This is a genomic window from Bacillus sp. AK25, assembly GCF_048270685.1.
Classification (GTDB): Bacteria; Bacillota; Bacilli; order Bacillales; family Bacillaceae; genus Bacillus; species Bacillus altitudinis.
In genome coordinates this window covers 333,037-354,425 of the sequence record NZ_JBLUWC010000001.1, presented here as the reverse complement: position 1 = coordinate 354,425, position 21,389 = coordinate 333,037, and the positions used below count along the sequence as shown (strand labels likewise).

Genomic DNA, 21,389 nt, shown 5'->3' with positions numbered 1-21,389 from the left:
ACGGAATAACAGAAAAGGAGCCCACCCCGAATAAAACGGAGGGACTCCCATTTTGATTCGGTAACCTGCCGACCATAGTAAAAAAGCAACTTTTACCTTAGGACATGGCTTTGCGTCTCTATGTTTCCATAGATTTGCCTTTTTCTTCTTTTCTTTTAGATATTTTCTATTTACGTCCACTTTATATGAAATTATTGTTTTTTTCACCGAAAAATGGGTGTAAAGATTCATGCGTTATGCCGAAGGGATCACATCATAATTTACGATATTTACCGAAAATAACTAATAATAGTTGCGTTCCACCGAAAATAAATGACCAATTACCGCAAAAATTTCATGTTTTTCCTTAAATTTTTCAAATATGACCGAAAATGTAGGAGAGAGGTCTCCTATCACGCCTCGCATTTTCTTAAACCTTAAGAACTACATTCCATAAAACTTTGAATATTTTTACCATAAAAAACAATACAAAAAGAGCTGTCATTTCAAATGACAGCTCCTTGTTTCTTCATTATATTTACATCACCTTAGACAGACCAATCGTTTTCTCAATAATGAGCAACGCAATGATAGAAATGATAATAAATATGACAGATATCGCATTGACACTCGGATCAAAAGTTTGCTCAATGTAATTAAACGTCCTCACGGGAATCGTAATGGTTTGAGGTGAAGAAACGAACAAACTAATCGAGATTTCACCAAATGATGTCACAGCAGAAAACACCCCACCTGCGATAATGCCAGGCTTGATCAAGGGCAGTGTCACACGAAAGAAAGTACGTATGGGCCCTGCACCAAGATTCATGGAAGCTAGCTCAAGACGTGGATCAAGATTTGAAACACTGACACCCACGGTTCGTACCACATAAGGAAAACCAATGATGACATGCCCAATGACTAATGCCCACAAAGACCCTGTAAAACCCATAGCCGTAAACAAATACAGCATCGCAATCCCTAATACCACCTGAGGAATCATAAGAGGTGACAAAATAAAGGCTTGAACAGCTTCCTTTCCCTTAAAGGAAAGCCTTGCTAAAGCATAAGAAGCCATCGTTCCTAAAAGAACAGTAAGCGGCGTCACAATCAATAACAGAATCACGCTGATACGTAAAGATTCCATCCATTCTGGATTCGACACGACCTCATGAAACCAGCGAACGGAAAACGAAGTCGGCGGGAATTCAGGAAAGGCATTCGGACTAAAAGCAGAAAGAACAATGACAAGAACAGGTACGGTTAAAAAGAGATAAACGAGTGAGCCTGCGGTCCATATCAGAACCGAAAGCAAACGGTCACTTATTGATTTTTTACGCATGCATCCTCGCCTCCCAACGCTTCAATAGATAGCTTAATAGACTGACGACCGCTAGCACACAAATCAATAAAGTAAAGGACATCGCAGCGGCAAGAGGCAAATTATACACCTGCATGACCTGCTGATAAATGGACAGTGGCAAGAGCGGCTGCATCCGTCCGCCGACTAGCAGAGGGGTAATATAGCTTCCTGCTGCAAGTGAGAAGACAATAATTGCTCCGGTGATCATGCCTGGAATCGTAAGCGGCAAGGTCACATGAAAAAATGTCCGAATACGACCAGCACCAAGACTCATAGAAGCCGGTCTTAAGTGACGGTCCATATCCGTTAAGCTCGTTGCAATAGGCAGCACTGCAAAAGGCAGCATCACTTGAACATAAGCAATAATGACCGCATTCATATTCCACAGCATCGATAGCGGTTTCTCAATCAGATGTAAATCGATCAGCATGCCATTGATCAAACCATTTTGCGAAAGAAGAACGATCCAGGCAAATGTCCGAATGACGACACTCGTCAAAAGCGGCGATACAAGTAAGATATAGAAAAAAGCCCGCAATCTTGGATGAGGTGCTTTCACTAGCACATAAGCTGCAGGATATGCCATCAATAAACAAATCACCGTTGTCTGTAAGGCCACCCACACAGTACTTCCAATTGCTTTCACATATGCATCTGTCGTAAATACATGTAAATATTGAGACAAACTATAGGATTGTAACGTATTCATCATCGAATCCACATCACGAAAACTGAGGACAAACATCATCACAAGCGGAGCAAGAAGGAATACAACTAGAAACAAACAAGCTGGCAGCAGCATAAACCAATGAAAGCGCTGATTCTTTTTTTTGATTCGCATCACGCATGCACCTTCGAATCTAAGAAAACAATATCTTCAGGCTGCCAATGAATATGCACAGTTTCTCCAACTCGAGGCAGCTCGGGAAATGCTGCGTCTGATGCATGGACAATGATTTCACCTTGATTAAGCCCAACGACCAAACGTAAAGAGTGCCCAATATAACTGACATCTGCCAACACGCCTGTGACATGATTTGGCTGAACTTCCTCCCCGCCAGAAGATAACTTGATTCTCTCAGGACGCAGCATGAGTAAATGCTTCTCGCTCTTCTCTTTAAATGCGGCTTTTAGCTGAACTTGCTTCCCGTTTGATTGAATGAAATGTGGAACAGTGTATGTGGAAGTAACTTCATCATACTTCGCTTCAAATAGATTGACCTGTCCGATAAATTCAGCAACAAAACGATTATTTGGCTGACGATATACTTCTAAAGGTGTCCCAATCTGCTGAATTTTCCCCTCACCTAATATCCCAATTCGGTCGGAAAGACTTAAGGCTTCCTCCTGATCATGCGTCACAAGAATAGTCGTAATTCCGACATTCCGTTGAATATTTCGCAGCTCCGTCTGCATATTTTTTCTTAGCTTTGCATCTAGGTTACTAAGTGGTTCATCCAGAAGGAGAACGGCAGGCTGGATAGCAAGTGCACGTGCAATTGCGACCCGTTGCTGCTGACCACCACTTAATTGGTGCGGCATACGTTTGGCAAATGACTCTAATTGAACAAGAGACAAACTCTCCATCACCTTTTGCTTGATTTCCGCCTTCTTTTTCTTTTGAACCTTCAACCCATATGCAACATTATCAAATACGGTGAGATGTGGGAAAAGTGCATAGCTTTGAAAGACCATCCCCGTTTTCCTTTGATAAGGAGGTAAAGTCGTCACATCATGATCACCAATATAGACGACTCCTTTTGTCGGTTCTAAAAAACCGCCAATGATATTGAGTAAAGTTGATTTTCCGCAGCCACTAGGGCCAAGAAGGGAGAAAAACTCTCCCTCTTTTACCGTAAGACTGACATCATCAAGAGCAATCTGTTCGCCGAAATGCTGGCTGATATGTTCTAAATTGATTCCACTCATGCGATCACCTATTTTCCTCCGCCTAATACTTCATTCCATCGATTCGTCCATTGACCGAGCTCTGAAGTCGCTGTTTCATAATCTACCCAAGTCAGCTTGCTATAATAATTTTCGCCAACCTTCACTTTCCCTTTAATCTTGTCTCCGTATTTCACATCAGAATTCGACATACCGTAGTAAGATTTTTCTGAGAAGGCTTCTTGAGCTTCTTTCCCACTAAGGTAGTTTAATAGCTTATAAGCCGCTTCCTCATGCTGACTTCCCTTTGTTAACGCCCAGCTCGCAACTGCTGCCACAGCGCCTTCTTTCGGATATGAGAATCCAATATCCATCCCTTCTTCTTCAAGTGCAAATGCTCGGCCATCCCAATATGGAACTGCCGTCACGTCACCACGTTCTAACAGCGTTTGAATAGACCCTGGGTTATCAGGAAAAGCAGCTACACGCCCTTTTAATTGTGCGAGGCTTTTAAATGCTTTATCAATATCCTTAGGATTTGATTCTGTCCCTCCTTGAGCATGGACAAGTGCAGAGAAAAATTGTAAGCCCGCTGAATAAGTTGGGGAAGAAATCGCCACTTTCCCTTTCAGCTGATCGCTCCATAAATCTGTCCAGCTGTTTGGCTCCTGTTTGACAAGATCTTTTCTATAAGCAATTCCAAGCTGTCCCATACTAAAGCCTGCTGCATATTGTTTTCCATCAACAGTGAGTTTCTTTTGAACAGAACGATAAAGCTTTTTCACATTTGGCGCTTGATCTTCATCAATAGGCGCAAGAACGTTTGCCGCAATACCTCTTTGAATCGTATCAGGCTGTAAAATAAGCAAATCATACGGTGGATTTTTACCATTAGATGCTTTTAATTTTGTAAACCATTCAGAATCTGCCCCAGAGACCGTTTGTACTTTAATGCCTGTATCCTTTTCAAACTTTTCGAGGATTGGCTTAATATTCTTTTCCCAATCCCCTCCGTAGACACCAACGATCACAGTCTGCTGCTGTTTACTTTGATCCTGCCCATTTCCTCCGCATGCAGACAGCAGTAACATGACGGATAGGACACCTGCAAATATGGCGATTACTCTTCTTTTCATGATTCATTTCCCCCTTTTTGTTGATTCAACTGACGAAGTGCTTGAATAATATCCATCTTTGTTAACGGTTCCTGTCTATGACTAAAATGAGAATGAACCGCATGTTTATAGTGCGTACGCTCATTTGCTGGGTATGAACGAAGCTGCACAGCAAGCTCACTGCTGGCTTCGTCCGTCCACACTTTCTCATAAGCTGCTCTTTGTTTTCCAAAATCCCAAGCGACAGCATCAGCATCATTCATCTTTTCACGAAGCCTGCTCGTCTGCTCGTCATCAATTTTCCATTCATTATGATCTCGATAGACTTTGACGCCATATTGCTGAAGTGCTCTTTCTTCACTTAATAGCCCTGCTTCCACTTCATGAAGGACTTTTTCTTTCGTTCTAGCAAATGGATTCCCCCATCCTCCTCCACTTGGTGAAACCAATTGAACAATATCGCCTTTTTCAAGACGCATGACATCAATTTTCGGCTGGTTTTTTGTCTCCCCATTTGGTTTGGTCAATTTCACCTCACCAACTGCTCCTGCACGTCCACCCATTAACCCCCAAGGTTGAAACTTCATTCGTTCCATTCCTCGTGCCGTCACCATCGATTCTGGCTTGATCATTTCAAATTCTAAACCAATCGCATGTCCCCCTCTATGTTCCCCTGCTCCACCTGTGTTCGGCAGCAGTTCATATCGGTGTACATGAATATCAATATGCTGTTCCAAGCTCTCAATGGGTGTATTTTTTAAAAATCCTGACGAATGATCAATTCCATCGACTCCATCAGTCCCTTTTTGAGCACCGCCGCCTCCGCCTAACGGTTCGACCACAGACATTTTTCTGCCTCCTGTTTGATCATCAGGAACAGAGAGAACGACGATAGCGGATTGACCTGCACCTGCCGCCGGCACTGCTTCAGGCAACAGCTTACCAATAGCACCTAGCACGACATTATACAGTCTCATTGTAATGGAATGCCGAATACCGACAGAAGCCGGATATTCTGGATGGACAAGCGTTCCTTTAGGTGAAATCACGTCTATCGGATACGTAATCCCACCATTAATCGGAATAAAAGGATCTTTACTAATGATGTAATTAATCAATCCTTGATATAAGAAGGAGTGCTTTTGACCATTGGTGACAAGATTAAAAGCTGTCTTAACTTGCGGGTCACACTCAGAGAAGTCCAGTGTCAGCTGTTTCCCTTTGACCGTCAGCTTGATCTTTAATCGGATCGGCACATCCGAAATCATATCATCATCCAAATAATCAGCGAATTCACTCGTTCCATCAGGAATGGCTTCAATGACTTTTCCGGCGCGATCCTCTGCTTGCTTCAGCAGATCAATCATTCCTTGCTTCACTTCGTTTTTTCCAAATTTCTCGATCATTTCTTTTAGTCTGATTTCTGCTGTATTAACAGCGGCAATCATCGCATTAATATCGCCATCATTTAAATGACTCGCCCGGCTATTAGCTCTTAAAAAGGTACGAACAACCTGATTCTCTTTTCCACCTTCATAGATTTTCACTGGTGGAATTCTTAATCCTTCCTGATGAACATCTGTTGCAGTTGGAGAAATGCTTGAAGGGACAAGACCTCCCACATCACTTACATGAACAAAAGACCAGGCATAACTGACAATTTCATCTTCTATAAAAATAGGTTTGATGATATGAACATCTGGCAAATGAGTCGCTAAACCGTCTGTCGTATAAGGATCATTTGTGATGATAATGTCACCCGGCTGCATCGGTCCGCTTTCTTCAATCGCTTTTTTGAGACTCAGCCCTAAAAAGATCGTGACACCGACTGTTTTTGGGTAAACAAAGAAATCTCCAGAAGGCGTGGCTAATGCTGTGGCAAAATCCGCCGATTCTTTTACGAATGTTGTAAAGGATGTCCGCTCAATGACATGTCCCATGCCTGATGCAATCGCATTAAAATAACTCCTCATCATCTCAAGCTTTGCTGGATCAGTTCCCATGTAAAGCCGCCTCCCTTGAAATCACCAAGTTTCCTGAATGGTCTATGCTGCCTGCCCATTTTGGCAAAATCAATGTTGTCGTATCATCTTGCTCAATGATGGCAGGTCCTTTCACAACAGCACCTAATGACAAAGTACTCCGATTGTAAACAGATGCTTCGTACTCTTTTTCTTCTATAAAGATTCGTCTGTATGATTGTGGTATTAAAGGCTGTCCGCTGCTTTCATCACCAAGAGAGAAAGGCAGTGGAGGCGTTTCCCCTATAACCCGAACTCGCAAATGAGTAAATTCAATGTTCGCCTGATCATCTCTATGGCCATATTGACGCTCATGCAGGTTGTGGAAAGCTTCAATCAGGTGATAGACGTCTTGTTCCTGCTTTAGCCAATCCACCGATAATGGCAATTCAATCTCAAATGCCTGTCCTTGATAGCGGGTATCTGCTAATAACAAAATGGACGTTTGTTTGATATGTTGAATGTTTTGCTGGCTGAACCAATCCGTTGCTTTGCGAGAAAGCATTTCATAATCTTGTTTTAATTCGTCAATCGTATAGTCTTGTAAGCAGATTTTCTTAGACAACACAGCATCATGGATAAAATCGGCTGTAAGTGCACCTAGCGCACATAATGTTCCTGGACTTGGAGGGACGACCACATTTTTTGCATGAATTTCTCTCGCAAGGAAATTCGCAACAACAGGCCCTGCCCCGCCAAATGCCAACAAACTAAAATCTCTAGGATCAAACCCTTGCTGCTCCATGACATTGCTTAGTTCTGTGTACATATTGGCAACAGCCACTTGAATCAACTGGTCAGCCGCCTGTTCGACCGTTTTATGAAGCTGATCAGCAATTGGCTGAAAGGCTATTTCCGCTGCAGACCGCTGCAATTGTAAATGTCCTCCGGCAAACCGATCTTGATTGAGGTAACCGCATATGAGAAATGCATCGGTTAAAGCAGCCTTTTTTCCCTTTCCATACGAAGCAGGTCCAGGCTGCGAGCCAACTGATTCCGGTCCTGCTTTAAGAAGCCCGCCTTGATCAAGCCATGCGACAGAACCTCCGCCAGCCCCTATCGAATACATTGCAACAGATGGAAGAATGATCGGAAATCCTGAAAGCTGATTTGATTGAGCCATTGTAGGCTGCCCATTTTGAATGATCGAGATATCTGCACTTGTGCCACCAACATCAAACGTAATTAAATTGGGTTCATTTGCAGAAGTTGCAATTCTCGCCGCACCAATTACACCAGCTGCCGGGCCAGAAAAAAGTGTTTTAACGGGTGAAGTGGCTGCACTTTCTGCATCCATTAAACCACCATTTGATTGGGTAATGTATGGAGAAATTGGTACACCTTCTTCTTTCAAGCGGCTTTTCAACGTTTGTAAATATTGTTTCACCTTTGGTTGAATGTACAAATTGACAACAGACATCACTGTCCGCTCATATTCCCTCATTTGGGGCCATAACTCAGAAGACGTCAGGACTTCTAACTGTGGGTAATGATGATGAATATAGGCTTTTGCCTGTAATTCATGAACTGGATTCTGATAGCTATGTAAAAAAGAAATGACAATGCCTGCTAGTTTTTTAGAGATGACCTGCTGGACAGCATCATCTAATTGCTGCAGTTGGAGAGGTTTTTTGATCGAACCATCGTGTATGAGCCTTTCAGAGATTGGATATACATGTTTTCGTGGTATCAATGGTTCTGGCAATTGAGAATTGAAGTCATAAGGAATGGGTAGACGTAAACGCTGTAATGACAAAATGTCTTGAAAACCTTCCGTTACAAAAAGGGCTAAATCTGCTCCCTTTCTCTGCAATAATGTATTAAGACCGATTGTCATCCCGTGTACGAGATATTGTATTTTGGATAAATCGACACCTCTTTCTTTTAGAAGTTTCAGCCCATTGATAATTCCTTGAGCTGGGTCATCTGTCACTGTAGGTGTCTTGAGTTCAGTCAGCTCCCCTGTCGCTTCATTCATCAGCGATAAATCAGTAAATGTTCCACCTATGTCTATTCCGAGCCGATAAGAGACATCCGCCATTTGTACTTCCCTCCTGCAATGTAATTGGAATCATATTTTGATAAATTACGACATTTTTTGATATTTGACTCCATATTATTAAAGCATATCGGTCTAGTCAATTTTATTTTTTTGAAATTTCTGTGTGTTAAAATCTTGAAATTAGCCTAAAAACCAATCATAAAGCCATTTTGCATCAGCATATATGTTTTTTGAGTAGCAAAATTAAATTTTTATGAGTTTGTACAACGATGAAAAGAGCATAAACAGGTAAAAACCGTTTTTCAAACTTTAAAAGACGTTTTTTCAAAACGAGGAGAAATTGGTAAGTAATTCTGCTATACTTCTGTTTACAAAATACGCTAAAGAGAAAGAGAGCTAGCATCTATGAAACTTCTTAAAACCATTCTCTTGCTTTTATTGATTGTCATTGGTATAGCGACAGGCTATGTCCAACTAGGGCAACATAAACAAGAGACGACAAACTCTTCTTATGACAAAACCATTCACTTTCCATCAGATCGATATCCAGAAACTGCGAAGCACATAGAAGAAGCTATTGACGAAGGTCATTCTTCCATTTGCACCATTGATCGAAAAAATAGTGATGAGCAAAGAGACAAATCACTTCATGGCATTCCAACAAAGCGTGGTTATGATCGTGATGAATGGCCAATGGCGATGTGTAAAGAAGGTGGAGCAGGGGCTTCTGTCAAATATGTACGTCCTTCGGATAATAGGGGGGCAGGCTCTTGGGTAAGTCATCAATTATCAGATGATCCTGATGGCACAAGAATCCAATTTATTATCGAGTAGCACTATCTTTCCTTTTTTCACAACAAAAATTTCTGTGTAAGTGCATTCACGTATATCAAACATTTTTTTCATGCCGATAATCCTTAAGGAGGGATACCCTACCTTATACCTAAAGGAGTAAAAAGCATGAAGAAAAAAGGAAAACTGAGGCTTGGCGCCAAAATAATGCTGATCTTTTTAAGTGTCCTCATCGTATTTTCAGCAGTGGTTGGTTATGTAGTGAACCGCGAAATGACAGAGAACATTAAGCAAATGGCCACCGAAAAGGCAAAAGGCGATCTAAAGCTAGGATACGCTTACCTAACTGAAAAGGTTGCTGGCTCGTGGCAGATAAAAGATGGCAAGCTTTACAAAGGAAATACTCAAATCAATAACCATGACACATTGGTTGATCAATTAGCCGAATATACTGGTGATACAATCACGATTTTCCAAGGAAATACCCGTGTTGCCACAAATGTCATGTTAAACGGGAAACGAGCTGTAGGAACTGAAGTCTCACCTGAAGTAAAGGCCGCTGTTTTGGATAAAGGCGAGAATTATTACGGAACAGCCAATGTTGCCGGGAAAGACTACCAAACGGCTTATATGCCCATCAAAAATGATACAGGGGAAACGATTGGTATTTTCTATACCGGTGCAAATCAAAGCATGATTTCACAAATGCTTCAGTCTTTCTTTATTCAATTTGTCACGGTTCTACTGTTAAGTTTAATTGTTTCTGTTATCATTATTTCTATTTTCACAAAGCGGATTCAGACACGTCTCAAACATATGGCATCTGCTATTAAGAGTGCAGGCGAAGGAAATTTAACCATCAACGTGACAGATCACACAGGCGATGAACTTTCTGAGCTGGCAGGTCACTTTAATAAGATGCGTGAGAAATTAAATCACACCATTTTAAATGTAATCAAAACATCTGAATTAGTAGCCACCTCTTCTGAGGAGCTGTCAGCTAGCGCAGAAGAAACGAGTGCAGCATCAGAAAAAATTACCCATACCATTCAAGAAGTCGCTCAATCGTCTGAACAGCAATCAGCCCAAATGACAGCTAGTGAGTACACGATGAGACAAGTATCTAACGAGCTGGTAAACATCACTGAAAATGCGGGACAAATGGCAACAAGAAGCCAGTCCGCACAAGAAATGGCCCAAAAAGGTGTACAAAATATCGGTGAAGTCAATTCACAAATGACATCTATTGCAAAATCAATTGAAGAGAATGGTACAGCAATTCAAGCACTGGAAACACGTTCAGCCGAGATTGATCAAATTTCCAAAGTGATTACAGATATCGCTAACCAAACAAATCTACTTGCTCTTAATGCGGCCATTGAGGCAGCACGCGCAGGTGAACATGGAAAAGGTTTTGCCGTTGTGGCAGACGAAGTGAGGAAGCTCGCAGAAGAATCGCAAACATCATCCAACATGATTTCACATCTCATTTCCGAAATACAAAAAGAGATGAATCATTCGACGAGTGCCATTAAACGAGTACGAGAGGAAGCGGCTCAAGGGGCTGTTCTTATTTCTCATACAGAGGATTCATTTATTGACATTCAGCAGTCAATGAAGGAAATGGCAGATGGCATTAAACATTTATCAGATGCATCCCAAAAAATCGCAGCTTATACAAATGATGCGAAGCAGACCTTTGCCTCTATCACAGAAGGCGTTAAACTGGCGAGTGAACATTCACAACAAGTAGCAGGTTTAACAGAAGAACAATTTGCAGCAATGGAAGAAGTAACAGCTTCATCAGAGGCTCTTGCCCATTTAGCAGGAGACCTAAAAGAAATGGTTTCACAATTTCACATCTAGATCCCTCAAACAGTAGCGCAAGACGGCGACAATCGTCTTGCTGCCTAACATTCTCTTCAATTATCTTACTTTCAAACATTCACTTTTCAACATGATCGCGAGCTGGACAAATTTTATGAATAAAGGAGTTATCTATATGAATGATTTAAATCAAACGTATCCCCTATCTATCTCCTATCACCAAATCACCGTATACACTGGAAGCACGACGCCACCTGTGATTGATTGGACAGATGACGATATTCTTCAAGGATTTGCAACTGGGGATCGAGATATTTCTTTTGAAGGCATCAATAACGGAAAGGCTTCTATTATCGTGACATTAAACAGCCATGAGCCTCCATCATCCGTTGATAGAGTCATCACAGTGCCATTTACTCATTCAAGTGATCAGGTTTATCTGACAAGCGTCATGGCCCAGGTACTGTCTTTCTCCATTCCAAAAGGAGACTATCAGCTCACCTGCTATATATCTGAGCACCCTGATCAAGATCTCTATTATTTTGATTTTCAGACTGCTTAGATCACGCCTGGTCGTACTGCTCAAGCCATTTTTCTGCAAAATCGACTGATTCTCTCATCGGCAATAAATACGAATTGGCTAGCCCGATTTGACTGTGGTTATAACTACATTCTGATTGTAAAAAGTCACGACCAATCTGTTCAAATAGTTCTTCTCTTGTGATGATATCTTGATACTCTTTCCACACCCTCCAACCATTCTCTAAAATGGGGGCCCCTCGTGTCATGAGGTCTTGCTGTGAGATTCGATATTCAGCTAAGTGAAAAGCTGTAACACTCTCGAATGATGTGCCAATTAGCAGCACTTTTGCATCAAGATTGTACATACGTCCAAGAGGTGAATTTTCTCCTAAACCATAAGGAAGCGCATGGTGGTTCAACACTTCATGTTTCCTTTTCCCCCAGGCGGTGAATGAGAAATGAGGATGATTGCTTCTTTCTACGCCTGGGTATTTCCAAAAGGTCTCCGCTACCTTTCCCATTGCTGTTGGAGCTGTGTAAGCCGGATCAAATGCAGGCATCGTGTCTTTGATCGGTTTCCACCAAGAATAAGGAACAGGCGGATTGATCCAATCAGCAGGATCAGACAGCTCTAATGTTTGTGCCGGCATAATCAGTGTTCCTTCATCTGTTAAAATATCCATCATAGCTTGGATAACTGCTATGGCCCCTCCATTCACCCAGCCAATAGATGACAAGGATGAGTGGACACATAAGGTCATGCCCTGCCTCACACCGAGTTGAACCAAATCCGCTTTGATTCTTTCCTTTGTGATCGGCTCAACCTGATGTTCGATTAATTTTTTCATCGTTTATTTCCTCCTGCGCCTCATCTATTCTTGATGAGTGAGACGTTTCACAGCGATAGACAATTTATAATTTGCATGCTTTGTTAGCTCCGTTAAAAATTGATCAAGCTCATCATGACTGGAGAAATGTCCTTCAGCCATATAACAGCCCTCTCCACTAATTTTAAACAGGTTTTTGATTTCTTCCTTTTGATGGAGAAACGATAAAAGCGGTTCATGATCATGACTTCGGGTAAAGAGCTGCAAAAATGTTTGGATGTTCTGCTGTGTCCGCCAGTTAATTGAAATGGTATAGGCTTCAATAATCCCCTCTTCTTCAAGCTTTAAAACTCTATTTTTAGCAGCTTGATCGGTTAAATGGACTTTTTCACCAAGTGCTTTCATCGTCAATCGGCTATTCTTTGAGAGTTCTTTTAATATATCCATATCTGTTTTGTCTAGCATTGGCTCACCTCTTTCAAAAATCAAGTCGTTCCGCTGAAAGACTTTCATGATCCTCTGTCACATGAGGCTCTTTTAATATACTGTAAACTTAATGAGAAAAAAAGGAGGCCTTTCTAATGAAAATAACACTCATTCGTAATGCTACTTTATACCTTCAATATGGTCCGTCAACATTTTTAATCGATCCCTTTTTAGCAGCAAAAGGAACCTATCCACCGTTCCCGCATACTGCCAATCAACATGCAAACAATCCAATTGTTGAGCTGCCTGCAAACATTGATTTGGACAAGATATTACAGCCGGATGCTGTCCTGCTCACTCATTTACATGTAGATCACTTTGACGACGAGGCAAAAAAGAGATTAGCTCAAACTTTGCCGATCTATACTCAATCAGAGAAAGATCGCACGGAAGTAAAAGAAGCTGGATTTCAGCATGTTACATGCATTGAAGATGAAATGGATGTTTGCGGTGTTCATATCAAACGAACTGGCGGGCAGCACGGGACAGGAGAAACCGCTAAACGGATGGGACAAGTGAGCGGTTTTGTTTTCTCTCATCCTGATGAGCCTACTCTTTATATTGCAGGAGATACCATTTGGTGTGATGAGCCGAAAGAGGTTGTGAATACATGCCAGCCAGATATTATTGTGGTCAATAGTGGGGCTGCCCAATTTTTAGAGGGAGATCCAATTACGATGACAAAGGAAGAGATTGTAGACATTCACCATACTCAACCACAAGCTCAAATCATCGCCTGTCACCTTGAAGCCGTGAATCATTGTTTATTAACAAGAGCCGCATTAAAATCTTACATTCAAGAGAATCATGCAGATCAGGCCATTTTTGTCCCTCAAGATGGTGAGACGCTGACCTTTTAACACATAAACAATAAAAACCGGCACCTTGCTGCCGGTTTTCTTAAACTTATGGTCGATGGTGCTGTGGTTTTTTTAGTAATGGAACAAACCCGTTATTTTTTAAGTGATTGTAATGTTCATCCATTCGTTTTGTGATGTGCGTGCCTTGTTCCTTCGTTAACACACCATACTGAACGTATTTTTCGATCACTTCTTTTCGTTTAGACAAAATTTGCTGTTCAAGTACTTCAATTTGTTTTTGTTGCTCTGTCGTTAATTTTACTTGATGCGTGACGGGGCGCTTTTCCATTTGGGGTGTTTCTCCATGAGCCGTATTCACCTGAAAACCAAATAATAGCACCATCGTTAGTATGATCAAACCACTTGTTTTTTTCATCTCTGTCGTTCCCTCCTTTATTCGATTTTAATTTGCGCACTCTTTCCTTTTTTATACATTATTCACCCCATCAAATTGCACATAATATTCTTACTTTTTCGCTTTTCATCTGAAAACGTTGTCCTAACTGAAAAAGCGTGCTATGTTTTGTTTTGTATAAAAAATAGAGGAGGATTCTTAAATGAGTCGTTTTTATCATAGAAAACCTATATGGGTGCTGCTTGTTGTGTCTGCTCTCATGCTTGTCATGTCTGCTTGCAATCAATCAGGCTCATCTCAGTCTGGAGAATCAAAGTGGGATCAGATTCAAAAGAAAGGGAAAATCGTTGTCGCTACTTCAGGTACCTTGTATCCTACGTCTTACCATGATACATCGAACGGCAAGGATCAATTGACTGGCTATGAAGTGGAAGTCGTCAAAGAAGCATTTAAGCGCCTTGACGTAAAAGTAGAATTTAAAGAAATGGGTTATGACGGTATGCTCAGTGCCATTAATTCAGGTCAGGTGGATGCCGCTGCAAACGATATCGACATCACAGATGACAGGAAAGATAAGTTCGCCTTTTCAACACCTTATAAATACTCCTATGGAACCGCTATCGTCAGAAAAGATGATCTGTCAGGTATTAAAACGCTAAAGGATTTAAAAGGAAAGAAAGCAGCCGGTGCTGCAACGACTATTTATATGGATGTTGCCCGTAAGTATGGTGCAAAAGAAGTCATCTATGATAATGCCACAAACGAGCAATATTTAAAGGATGTTGCAAACGGCCGTACAGATGTCATTTTAAATGACTACTACTTGCAAACACTGGCGCTTGCTGCATTCCCTAAGCTAAATATTACGATCCATCCAGACTTAAAATACATGCCGAATGAACAAGGGTTTGTGATGAAAAAAGACAATACAGAGCTTCAAAAAGAATTAAATCGTGTATTAAAAGAGATGAAAAAAGACGGAACCATGAAAAAGATTTCGGAGAAATTCTTTAATCATGCTGACGTCTCAAAGAAAATTGATGTTGATGTCGAAGATGTCGACATTTCTAAATAAGGAGCCGCAGCCGTGGGAGATATTCATTTAGAATATATCTTTAATCCTGCACTGGCAAAAGCGTCATTTCCATTTGTGATGAAAGGCATCTGGCTGACGCTGCTCATTTCTTTTGTGAGCATGTTTTTTGGTACGATTCTAGGCTTTTTTATTGCCCTTGCTAGAATGGCAAATACGTGGTTCCTTCGGTTGCCTGCACGGCTGTATATTTCATTCATGCGAGGGGTTCCCATTCTGGTCATTTTGTTTATCCTTTATTTCGGATTCCCTTACATCGGCATTGAATTTACAGCTGTCACTGCTGCTATTATTGGATTCAGCTTCAATAGTGCTGCATACATTGCCGAAATTAACCGGGCGGCCCTCTCCTCTGTTCCAAGTGGTCAAGTGGAAGCCGCCAAATCACTTGGTCTCAGCTATTGGCAAACGATGCGCGGAGTCATTTTGCCTCAATCCGTGCGCATTGCACTGCCGCCCCTGACCAACGTCATGCTTGATTTAATCAAAGCTTCCTCACTAGCGGCAATGATTACTGTGCCAGAACTCTTCCAGCAAGCAAAAATTGTGGGTGGACGAGAATTCGATTATATGACCATGTATATATTGGTTGCCTTGATTTACTGGGGCATATGCAGTGTGGTCTCATTGCTCCAAGACTTTTTGGAAAAACGCTATGCAAAATATCTATAACAACAAAAAGCAGATCCATGGGATCTGCTTAGATTGTTGACAAAGGGCTAAAATGAACTTGATTTTAGCCCTTTGTCTTCTTTTCAGAGTGATAGAAAACCTTTGCAGTCTAGGAAAGACGAGTACTGGAGCGGAGCGAATTTGATATTCGTGAGCACCAGCACGCAGGACTGACAAAGAATGCGAGGGTTTGCCTACGCACTGAGATCCATTGGATCTGCTTTTTAATGTATCAGCCATAACCACACATACAACCCCAATAACGTGATGATCAGCGTCGGTATGGTTAGAATGATTCCAGCTTTCATGTATGCTCCCCAAGAAATATGCACACCTTTTTTCTTCAAGACATGAAGCCACAGCAATGTCGCCAATGAACCGATTGGGGTCATTTTCGGACCAAGGTTTGAGCCGATGACGTTGGCATAAATCAGTGCATCTCTCATCACACCTGCTGTATCTGTGTGACCGATGGCAATCGCATCAATTAAAACGGTTGGGAGGTTGTTCATGACAGAAGATAACGCGGCTGCCAGAACCCCCATAAACATCGTTCCCGCAAGTAAACCGTGTGACGCCCCCTGTTCAATCCACGCCGCTAAAATTTCTGTCAGGCCGACATTTTTCAGCCCATACACCACGACATACATGCCGATAGAGAAAAACACAATCGACCACGGTGCTTCTTTGACGACTCGTCTTGTCGCCACTTGTGGACTCCGTTTCGCCAGCCATAAGAAAGCAATGGCAATGCCTCCTACAATGATTGACACCGGAATGCCTGCCAATTCCCCAGCAAAATATCCAACAAGCAAGCACCCTAACACATACCAAGATAACCGGAACATGCGCAGATCACGAATGGCCGAAGCTGGTTCCTTCGCCTGCGAAACATCGTACGTTTTCGGGATGAGTTTCCGATAAAACACATACAGCACAAGCATACTAGCGCCAAGCGATACAAGGTTTGGAACGAACATGTTTGCTGTATATTCAAGAAAGCCAATATGAAAATAATCGGCTGATACGATATTGACCAAGTTACTAATGACAAATGGCAAAGACGTCGTATCTGCAATAAAGCCGCTTGCCATGACAAATGGCAGGATCATACGCTCATCCAGCTTCAATGCTCTGACCACAGATAAAACGATCGGGGTTAAGATAAGTGCCGCTCCATCATTGGCAAAAAAAGCTGCTACCACAGCGCCGAGCAATGTTAAATAAATAAACATGCGGACCCCGTTCCCTCTTGCGGCTTTTGCCATATGAAGTGCCGCCCATTCAAAAAAACCAATCTCATCTAAAATCAATGAAATGATGATAATTCCAATAAATGCAAAGGTGGCGTTCCAGACAATTTGGGTAACTTCCCATACATCGCCCAAATGAACGACCCCAAAAGCAAGAGCAAGAATCGCTCCCCCGCACGCTGACCATCCAATGGTTAAACGTCCTGGCTGCCAAATGACAAGGACGAGGGTCATGATGAAAATCAAAATGGCCAAGGTGACTGATCCCAAAGGTGGCCCTCCTTTCACTTTCCTCATAAAATCTTTATCTATCATACAACGAAATAAGGCAATTGTATGCCATTTTATCATCTCGCATAAAAATCCGCAGGTGAGCCTTTGCACCTGCGGAGTCCACGCCTATTGATCTTTTTTCATCAGCATCAATTCAATAAATAACTCACATCGCTGGCTAAAATGACTTAAATCAATAGACGTCATTTCAAAAATTTGTTTCATTCGATAGTTTAGTGTATTTTGATGAATAAACAACTGCTCTGCAGCTGGTTTTAGCTTGCAATTATTCAATAAGTAGACCTCTAGGGTTTTTAAAAATGATGTTTGGCTGTCACGGTCTTTTTCCTTTAGGCGCAACAAATCTGGATTAAAGTCGTTTTTCTTTTTTTGGTGACTGTAAATAGAATCTAAAAACCGGAAGACCCCCAAATGCTCGTAATCGTATGGAATCAATTCCTGTCCGCCAACAATCTTCACTGCTTTCACAACTTCTATCGCTTCAAATCGACTTGTGCTCATTTTCATGACATCTCGATATTCTCTTCCCATCCCAATATATAAAGGAGATGGGTGTGTATGCGTTTTCGATTGAAGATGGGCGACGACATCCGCAGCGGTCGCTTTTGGTGAGTGTCGATCTGACAAACTGCCTAATATCACGACGATGTCTGCTTGCACAGAGTAGACGTGATTGACCTTGTCTTCTAGCTGTAAATAGGTTCTAATCACATCCTTCACATCTTCTGCCGTCTCACTTTTATTATCGGCGGCATGAACAACCATCACAGTAAAGACAGCTGGCAGTGGAATGCTTAAATTCTCAGCTTCCCATTTTAGCTCTTCTTCTGTATAAAAATGATCATCCATGACCTTTTTGAAGAACTCTTCAATCTTGCCTTCCTTTTTCTCCAACTGTTTCTTATTTTTATAAATAACTTTTCCAACCTGAAACGATGCCTCGTGTAAAAATTGTAGCTCCTCTTGAGAGAGAGAATCTTCAATGTCCTGCACCCAAATAAAGCCGACAACCTCTTGTTTGTGCTTGGCGCTCACAGCCACCCGGCGATTAAACCCGAGCTCCTCATGACCATTCACATAAAAAGGATTTGAATCTGTGTATAGTTGCTCAATGACCCCTGTTTTTTTTAACCAATCCACCACAGCTCCCGGACATTCCTTTGAGAAAATGGTTTGCTGATTGACTGGGTCGAACTGCTGGATGCTGTAAGAATTATAAGCAAGCAGCTGACATTCAGTACTTTCTAAAATGACTGGTTTTTTTAAATAACCACTAATAAATGCAATTAATTTATCGACATCAAAAAATGTATGAAGCTTTTCTAATATCTCTTCCATCCCGATTGCTCCCTGAATAAGTGATACATTTATCATACTTCTTTCCAGTCAGATTTGTATAGAAACAAGTCGTAGACAGGTAAAAAAAGCATGAACTCGCCTGCACGAGTTCATGCTTTTCCATATTAAAACATTTCGCTGATCGTTTTGGCCTGCATGTGCAGAGCAAGGTAATCTGGACCGCCTGCTTTTGAATCAGTTCCTGACATTTTAAAGCCGCCAAATGGGTGGTAACCCACAATCGCTCCCGTACAGTTACGGTTAAAGTAAAGGTTCCCGACATGGAACTCCTGCTTCGCACGGTTGATGTGATCACGATTATTTGTAATGACCGCACCGGTTAACCCGTATTCTGTGTTGTTGGCTACTTCAAGCGCCTCATCAAAGCTTGAGACTTTTGAGAAAGCTAGGACAGGTCCAAAGATTTCTTCTTGCATTAAACGAGATGTTGGCTCTAGATCTGCAAACACGGTTGGATGAATGAAGTACCCTTCTGAATCATCACTTGTTCCGCCAGTGACTAGACGGCCTTCTTGCTTGCCAATTTCGATATATTCCGTGATCTTGTCAAAGGAAGCTTGATCAATGACAGGTCCCATGTACACATCAGCTGATAACGGATTCGCTGTTGTTTTCGTTTCTGTGATTTCTTTCACTCGCTCAACGACTTGGTCATACAGCTTCTCGTGGACGACCGCACGAGATCCAGCCGAACATTTCTGACCTGAAAAACCGAAGGCTGATGTGAAAATGGCGTTAGCGGCTAATTCGACATCTGCATCCTCATCTACAACGACTGTATCTTTACCGCCCATTTCAGCAATGACACGCTTTAAATGCTGTTGTCCTGGCTGTACTTTTGCCGCACGTTCAAAAATACGTGTGCCCACTTCTCTTGATCCAGTGAATGTAATAAGGCTTGTTTGCGGATGATCTACTAAGTAATCTCCAACTTCTGCTCCGCTACCTGGCACGAAGTTGACAACACCTTTCGGCAGACCTGCTTGCTCCAGTTCTTCTACAAAGCGGGCAGCAATGACAGGCGTCGCACTTGCTGGCTTTAATACGACTGTATTCCCTGTGACGATTGGTGCAACGGTTGTCCCTGCCATGATCGCAAACAAGAAGTTCCATGGTGGAATGACAAGCGTCACGCCAGTTGGTGTGTACACATATTGATTGCGTTCCCCTTCGCGGCTGTTCACCGGTTTGCCTTTCGCAAGCTCTAGCATTTGACGGGCATAATACTCTAGGAAGTCAATGGCTTCTGCTGTATCTGCATCCGCTTCATTCCAAGGCTTCCCTGCTTCTTTTACGAGAAGGGCTGAATACTCATGCTTTTTACGGCGAATGCTTGCCGCAGCGCGGAATAAGACGCCGGCTCTTTCTTCTGGAGACGTGTAGCGCCATGTTTCAAACGCTTTTGCCGCAGCTTGAATCGCTTGCTCTGCCTCTTCTTTCCCAGCTTTTGATACGGTACCCACGACTTCTTCCTTCTTCGCTGGATTGATTGAGACAATCTTGTCTGTTGTTTCGATTCTTTCTCCATTAATCACAAGCGGATAGGTTTGCCCAAGTGATTCTGTTACTTTGGCTAATGCTTGTTCAAACGCTTGGCGATTTTCTTCCTGGCTAAAATCCGTAAATGGTTCATGCTTGTAAGGTGTTGTCATCTTTGTCACGCTCCCGTTTCAAATTATTTTCTCGTCATCCCTTTTAAAGCAAATGCAATGTTTGCCGGTCGTTCTGCAAGACGTCTCATGTAGTAGCCATACCACTCTCGTCCATACGGGGTGTAGACCCTCATTTGATAGCCTTCCTTCACGAGTGCTTGCTGCGTTTCTGATCTCATGCCATACAGCATTTGAAATTCGAACTGATCTGTCTGTATATTGTGTTTTTTCACAATATGTTTCGTGAACTCGATCATTTGATCGTCATGTGTCGCAATGGCTGTATAATTCCCTGAGAGTAGCTGCTTTTCGATCAGCTTCTTGTAATTCTGATCGACGTCTTTTTTGTTTGGATACGCCACTTCGGCGGATTCCTTATAGGCACCCTTTACAAGTCTTAAAAATGGCTGCAACTCATTTAGGTCATCAAGATCTTGTTCTGTTCTGTACAAATACGCCTGCAAAACCGTACTGACATACTCATATTGAGATTTCATTTCTTTAAAAATGTCCAGCGTTTTTTGACAGCGCTGTTCATCCTCCATATCAATTGTCACCATAATACGGTGTTTCTCTGCCGTATCTAAAATGCTTTTCATATTGCGATACACAAGGTCATCGTCAATATCTAAGCCAAGCGATGTCATTTTAAGTGACACGTGGGAATTGAGTCCCGCCTCTGCAATTCGCTGAATGGTTTGAATACACTCATTCGTCCGCTCATTTGCAATCTCTGCCTTTGTGACAAACTCACCAAGGTGATCAACCGTTACGGCCATACCTTGATCGTTTAATCGTTTGATGACAGGGATAGCGCTCTCAAAATCCTTCCCACCGATGATTTTCTTTGATGCAACAGCACTTCCCCAATTACGAGCAATATGGTTCAAGAGACTGCTCTTTGACAAAAACAAGAAGAAATTTCTTGTGACCGACTCCATAAAGGGCACCTCCCACTCTTTGTAAGCTATGTCTTTATTGTAAGGCTCATGAGCTGTCCGCTACAATATTTGAAGATGACAAAAATTCT

General features: G+C 42.0%; 19 protein-coding genes and 1 riboswitch. Of the genes, 6 read left to right on the top strand and 13 right to left on the bottom strand.

The genetic code is table 11. From position 1 onward, the window contains the following. Positions 1–56: 56 nt before the first annotated feature. Positions 57–149, bottom strand: a riboswitch (cyclic di-GMP riboswitch). 368 nt (positions 150–517) lie between these two features. The 6 genes from ACNO7B_RS01900 to ACNO7B_RS01875 are packed head-to-tail and all read right to left on the bottom strand — an operon-like array spanning position 518 to position 8,406. Beyond that, complete coding sequence (locus tag ACNO7B_RS01900; protein ID WP_008347828.1) at positions 518–1,321, bottom strand: ABC transporter permease; 804 nt, start codon at positions 1,319–1,321, stop codon at positions 518–520. Next, complete coding sequence (locus ACNO7B_RS01895) at positions 1,314–2,183, bottom strand: ABC transporter permease (protein WP_008347830.1); 870 nt, start codon at positions 2,181–2,183, stop codon at positions 1,314–1,316. The genes ACNO7B_RS01900 and ACNO7B_RS01895 overlap by 8 nt, the downstream gene beginning before the upstream one ends. Then, positions 2,183–3,271 carry an ABC transporter ATP-binding protein gene (locus ACNO7B_RS01890; RefSeq protein WP_017366594.1) on the bottom strand — a complete coding sequence of 363 codons (1,089 nt, stop codon included), beginning with the start codon at positions 3,269–3,271 and terminating at the stop codon, positions 2,183–2,185. The genes ACNO7B_RS01895 and ACNO7B_RS01890 overlap by 1 nt, the downstream gene beginning before the upstream one ends. An 8-nt stretch (positions 3,272–3,279) precedes the next feature. Further along, on the bottom strand, positions 3,280–4,365 hold the full coding sequence (locus ACNO7B_RS01885) for an ABC transporter substrate-binding protein (protein WP_017358546.1): 1,086 nt from the start codon (positions 4,363–4,365) through the stop codon (positions 3,280–3,282). Continuing rightward, complete coding sequence (locus tag ACNO7B_RS01880) at positions 4,362–6,347, bottom strand: hydantoinase B/oxoprolinase family protein (RefSeq protein WP_046527170.1); 1,986 nt, start codon at positions 6,345–6,347, stop codon at positions 4,362–4,364. Before ACNO7B_RS01880 ends, ACNO7B_RS01885 begins: the two co-directional genes overlap by 4 nt. After that, complete coding sequence (locus ACNO7B_RS01875) at positions 6,337–8,406, bottom strand: hydantoinase/oxoprolinase family protein (protein WP_417901080.1); 2,070 nt, start codon at positions 8,404–8,406, stop codon at positions 6,337–6,339. Before ACNO7B_RS01875 ends, ACNO7B_RS01880 begins: the two co-directional genes overlap by 11 nt. Positions 8,407–8,772: 366 nt before the next feature. Between ACNO7B_RS01875 and ACNO7B_RS01870 the strand changes: the two genes are divergently transcribed. From ACNO7B_RS01870 to comJ, 3 genes are all read left to right on the top strand, one after another. Beyond that, positions 8,773–9,201 (top strand): NucA/NucB deoxyribonuclease domain-containing protein, encoded by a 429-nt coding sequence (locus ACNO7B_RS01870; RefSeq protein ID WP_007498233.1) that lies wholly within the window; start codon positions 8,773–8,775, stop codon positions 9,199–9,201. 126 nt (positions 9,202–9,327) lie between these two features. Continuing rightward, complete coding sequence (locus ACNO7B_RS01865; RefSeq protein ID WP_251185510.1) at positions 9,328–11,025, top strand: methyl-accepting chemotaxis protein; 1,698 nt, start codon at positions 9,328–9,330, stop codon at positions 11,023–11,025. Between the two features lie 136 nt (positions 11,026–11,161). Further along, positions 11,162–11,548, top strand: coding sequence for a competence protein ComJ (gene comJ, locus ACNO7B_RS01860; RefSeq protein ID WP_417901079.1), 387 nt, complete (start codon positions 11,162–11,164; stop codon positions 11,546–11,548). A 1-nt stretch (position 11,549) separates the two neighbouring features. Here the strand turns inward: comJ and ACNO7B_RS01855 are convergent, their stop codons facing one another. Further along, on the bottom strand, positions 11,550–12,356 hold the full coding sequence (locus ACNO7B_RS01855) for an aminoglycoside N(3)-acetyltransferase (RefSeq protein ID WP_414834600.1): 807 nt from the start codon (positions 12,354–12,356) through the stop codon (positions 11,550–11,552). Between the two features lie 24 nt (positions 12,357–12,380). Then, positions 12,381–12,800: an Lrp/AsnC family transcriptional regulator gene (locus ACNO7B_RS01850; protein WP_417901078.1), complete on the bottom strand. Its 420-nt coding sequence runs from the start codon at positions 12,798–12,800 to the stop codon at positions 12,381–12,383. A 116-nt stretch (positions 12,801–12,916) separates the two neighbouring features. Between ACNO7B_RS01850 and ACNO7B_RS01845 the strand changes: the two genes are divergently transcribed. After that, on the top strand, positions 12,917–13,681 hold the full coding sequence (locus ACNO7B_RS01845) for an MBL fold metallo-hydrolase (protein ID WP_017366587.1): 765 nt from the start codon (positions 12,917–12,919) through the stop codon (positions 13,679–13,681). A gap of 46 nt (positions 13,682–13,727) precedes the next feature. Here the strand turns inward: ACNO7B_RS01845 and ACNO7B_RS01840 are convergent, their stop codons facing one another. Further along, positions 13,728–14,057, bottom strand: a complete 330-nt coding sequence (locus ACNO7B_RS01840) for a YckD family protein (protein ID WP_017366586.1) — start codon at positions 14,055–14,057, stop codon at positions 13,728–13,730. A gap of 238 nt (positions 14,058–14,295) precedes the next feature. Here ACNO7B_RS01840 and ACNO7B_RS01835 point away from each other — a divergent pair, with 238 nt between their 5' ends. Both ACNO7B_RS01835 and ACNO7B_RS01830 read left to right on the top strand, forming a co-directional pair. After that, a complete protein-coding gene (locus ACNO7B_RS01835) occupies positions 14,296–15,111 on the top strand; it encodes a transporter substrate-binding domain-containing protein (protein ID WP_370529221.1) in 816 nt (271 codons plus the stop codon). A gap of 12 nt (positions 15,112–15,123) precedes the next feature. Then, positions 15,124–15,801 (top strand): amino acid ABC transporter permease, encoded by a 678-nt coding sequence (locus ACNO7B_RS01830; RefSeq protein ID WP_008347854.1) that lies wholly within the window; start codon positions 15,124–15,126, stop codon positions 15,799–15,801. 224 nt (positions 15,802–16,025) lie between these two features. Here the strand turns inward: ACNO7B_RS01830 and ACNO7B_RS01825 are convergent, their stop codons facing one another. The 4 genes from ACNO7B_RS01825 to ACNO7B_RS01810 all read right to left on the bottom strand — a co-directional run bounded on the left by ACNO7B_RS01825 (position 16,026) and on the right by ACNO7B_RS01810 (position 21,300). Continuing rightward, complete coding sequence (locus tag ACNO7B_RS01825; RefSeq protein WP_417901077.1) at positions 16,026–17,324, bottom strand: arsenic transporter; 1,299 nt, start codon at positions 17,322–17,324, stop codon at positions 16,026–16,028. A 129-nt stretch (positions 17,325–17,453) separates the two neighbouring features. Beyond that, entirely contained in the window at positions 17,454–18,686 is a 1,233-nt protein-coding gene (locus ACNO7B_RS01820; RefSeq protein ID WP_017358555.1) for a PucR family transcriptional regulator, read from the bottom strand. A gap of 125 nt (positions 18,687–18,811) precedes the next feature. Further along, positions 18,812–20,359: an L-glutamate gamma-semialdehyde dehydrogenase gene (gene pruA, locus ACNO7B_RS01815; RefSeq protein WP_417901076.1), complete on the bottom strand. Its 1,548-nt coding sequence runs from the start codon at positions 20,357–20,359 to the stop codon at positions 18,812–18,814. 23 nt (positions 20,360–20,382) lie between these two features. Beyond that, on the bottom strand, positions 20,383–21,300 hold the full coding sequence (locus tag ACNO7B_RS01810; RefSeq protein ID WP_007498256.1) for a proline dehydrogenase family protein: 918 nt from the start codon (positions 21,298–21,300) through the stop codon (positions 20,383–20,385). Between the last annotated feature and the right edge of the window lie 89 nt (positions 21,301–21,389).

Coding starts and splice junctions, on each gene's coding strand:
- ACNO7B_RS01900 (WP_008347828.1), bottom strand. CDS start 1,321: ATGCGTAAAAAATCAATAAGTGACCGTTTGCTTTCGGTTCTGATATGG.
- ACNO7B_RS01895 (WP_008347830.1), bottom strand. CDS start 2,183: ATGCGAATCAAAAAAAAGAATCAGCGCTTTCATTGGTTTATGCTGCTG.
- ACNO7B_RS01890 (WP_017366594.1), bottom strand. CDS start 3,271: ATGAGTGGAATCAATTTAGAACATATCAGCCAGCATTTCGGCGAACAG.
- ACNO7B_RS01885 (WP_017358546.1), bottom strand. CDS start 4,365: ATGAAAAGAAGAGTAATCGCCATATTTGCAGGTGTCCTATCCGTCATG.
- ACNO7B_RS01880 (WP_046527170.1), bottom strand. CDS start 6,347: ATGGGAACTGATCCAGCAAAGCTTGAGATGATGAGGAGTTATTTTAAT.
- ACNO7B_RS01875 (WP_417901080.1), bottom strand. CDS start 8,406: ATGGCGGATGTCTCTTATCGGCTCGGAATAGACATAGGTGGAACATTT.
- ACNO7B_RS01870 (WP_007498233.1), top strand. CDS start 8,773: ATGAAACTTCTTAAAACCATTCTCTTGCTTTTATTGATTGTCATTGGT.
- ACNO7B_RS01865 (WP_251185510.1), top strand. CDS start 9,328: ATGAAGAAAAAAGGAAAACTGAGGCTTGGCGCCAAAATAATGCTGATC.
- comJ (WP_417901079.1), top strand. CDS start 11,162: ATGAATGATTTAAATCAAACGTATCCCCTATCTATCTCCTATCACCAA.
- ACNO7B_RS01855 (WP_414834600.1), bottom strand. CDS start 12,356: ATGAAAAAATTAATCGAACATCAGGTTGAGCCGATCACAAAGGAAAGA.
- ACNO7B_RS01850 (WP_417901078.1), bottom strand. CDS start 12,800: ATGCTAGACAAAACAGATATGGATATATTAAAAGAACTCTCAAAGAAT.
- ACNO7B_RS01845 (WP_017366587.1), top strand. CDS start 12,917: ATGAAAATAACACTCATTCGTAATGCTACTTTATACCTTCAATATGGT.
- ACNO7B_RS01840 (WP_017366586.1), bottom strand. CDS start 14,057: ATGAAAAAAACAAGTGGTTTGATCATACTAACGATGGTGCTATTATTT.
- ACNO7B_RS01835 (WP_370529221.1), top strand. CDS start 14,296: ATGCTTGTCATGTCTGCTTGCAATCAATCAGGCTCATCTCAGTCTGGA.
- ACNO7B_RS01820 (WP_017358555.1), bottom strand. CDS start 18,686: ATGGAAGAGATATTAGAAAAGCTTCATACATTTTTTGATGTCGATAAA.
- pruA (WP_417901076.1), bottom strand. CDS start 20,359: ATGACAACACCTTACAAGCATGAACCATTTACGGATTTTAGCCAGGAA.
- ACNO7B_RS01810 (WP_007498256.1), bottom strand. CDS start 21,300: ATGGAGTCGGTCACAAGAAATTTCTTCTTGTTTTTGTCAAAGAGCAGT.